Origin of the sequence: Dactylosporangium sp. NPDC049742 (assembly GCF_040674675.1) — a bacterium.
Classification (GTDB): domain Bacteria; phylum Actinomycetota; class Actinomycetes; order Mycobacteriales; family Micromonosporaceae; genus Dactylosporangium; species Dactylosporangium maewongense.
In genome coordinates, this window is sequence record NZ_JBFANF010000158.1 from 1 (window position 1) to 1,901 (window position 1,901).

Genomic DNA, 1,901 nt, shown 5'->3' on the forward strand with positions numbered 1-1,901 from the left:
GCGCTTCACCTTGTCGCGCGCCATGGCCCGGTTGATCGACCGGTTGAGGCAGGAGTACACCTCGCCGAGCGTGCGGGTGCTGAGCGTCTTGGCCTTCTCGGCGAGCCACTTGTCGACGTCCGTCGCGCTCAGGTCCCGCAGTTTCCGCGCGCCGAGCGCGGGGATCACGTGGACGTTGCACAGCGTCGTGTTCTTCGAAACGGTGCGCGGAGAGCGCCCGTTCAGGCCGTACGCCAGCCAGTCCTTCACCGCATCGGCGACCGTCACGTTCTGCGGCGCGATCGCCAGCCCGTCCTCGTGGTCGCGCAGCACCTCCTTCAGCTTCGCGCGCGCTTCCGTCTTCGTCTTTCCGCTCCCCCGGCGCACGATGCGCTTCCCTGCCGGCGTGTAGCCGATGGTGACCTCGGCGATGAAGCGCTGCCGCTTCTCGTCCCAGAACAGGCCACCCTCGCCGCGCCCGCGTCGTGTCGTCATCAGGCGGCCTCCCGTTCGAGCAGGGCGACGTACTCGCCGATGGCGCTGTCCGGCACGAGCCGGGCGCGGCCCTGCTTCACGGTGCGGAGGCGGCCGGCGCGGATCTGCTCGTAGATGACGGTCCGGCTGATGCTCAGCTGCTCCATCGCCTCGGGGATCTTCCAGAGCGCTTTGCGGGTGGCGACGGTGGTCACGCGACACCTCCGATGCGTCGGACGGCGGGGGTACCCGTCCCATCCGTCCCAGGCTCGTTTTCGCTGCTCACGGCCGGTACGGATGGTTTCGCCGGTACGGCTTGACCCGTACCGGGGTCGGCATCCATACCGTCGCTGACCTGGGAAGACGATGCTGGTACCGATGGGACGGTTCGGTCGGGGCAGTAGCGCTTCCACGCGTCGGTGAACGCCTCGCGGTGGTAGCCCTTGGCCTGCCCGACAGGGAACCGGATGGTCGCCGAGCTGATGCCGAACTCCCGCAGCAGGTCACCGAGACGCTTGCCGGTCATCCCTGCCGGTCCGAACCCCTGCCACGGTCCTTCCGGGTCGTCGTTGAGTGCGGCGAGCAGCTCGGCCGTGGTCGCGGCGCACGGGTCGCCGAGGGTCGTGAACACGGTCCGGATGTCGGCCAGGAGCCGGACACGGGTCGAGACGTGACCGGTGTCCTCCGCCTCGGCGGTGAGGACGGTCGCGGCGGCCCGGCCACGCGTCGGCCAGCTGCCGCCCGCGAGGTCGGCGACCGCGATCAACGGCTCCCACGTGTCGGCGGCGCGATCCTCGAGAGGCATCGCAGGCTCCGCGCGCTCCAACTCGGCGAGATGCCCCCGAAGCCACTGGAACAGTTCACCGGCCACCTTCCGCAACACCGGCCCGTCGCGGCGGTGCCGGTACGGCGCCACGAACTCGCCCGCCATCCGCCGACGCATCCGAACGACCACGGCGCGGTCCTCAATGGTGTCGGGCATGGCGCCGATCCCGGCGAGCGCCGCCATCGCGAACGTGGGGATCTTCTCCAGCCGGTGCGCGTTGCTGTCCCAGCGGATCGCAGGCCGGTTGCGCTGGTGTCCGGCGTTGAGCAGCCCACGGAGATCCTCGTTCGCCTCGGCGTTCTTCCCGCCGAAGATGGTGTCGGCCTCGTCCACCAGGAGCGTGGGCGGCTCGTCGGTACCGATGGCGCGGTACACGGCGGCCGATGAGGCGTTCACGGTCATGAGCGGGTTGCAGCACATACCCTCGACCACGTCGAGGAGCCGGGACTTGCCGCAGCGCTTCTCCGGCGCGCGGATGACGAGGCGGGGCGCGTGCGCCCATGCGGGCATGGCGTGGGTCGCGGCGATCCACAGCACGACCGCGTCGATGGCCTCGGGCGACGGCAGCACGACGTAGCGGGTGATGACGGCGTGCAGCCGGTCGAGGATCGCGGCGCCGTCG

General features: G+C 70.4%; 2 protein-coding genes and 1 pseudogene. All 3 read right to left on the reverse strand.

Annotated features, from left to right (window positions below):
- A pseudogene (locus AB0J72_RS58895) lies at positions 1-474 on the reverse strand (site-specific integrase); the annotation flags it as partial.
- Positions 474-620 carry a DNA-binding protein gene (locus AB0J72_RS58900; RefSeq protein WP_363418037.1) on the reverse strand — a complete coding sequence of 49 codons (147 nt, stop codon included), beginning with the start codon at positions 618-620 and terminating at the stop codon, positions 474-476. The gene AB0J72_RS58900 and the pseudogene AB0J72_RS58895, both read right to left, overlap by 1 nt.
- A 44-nt stretch (positions 621-664) precedes the next feature.
- A partial coding sequence (locus AB0J72_RS58905) for a DUF3631 domain-containing protein (RefSeq protein ID WP_363418034.1) occupies positions 665-1,901 on the reverse strand: 1,237 nt, incomplete at its 5' end.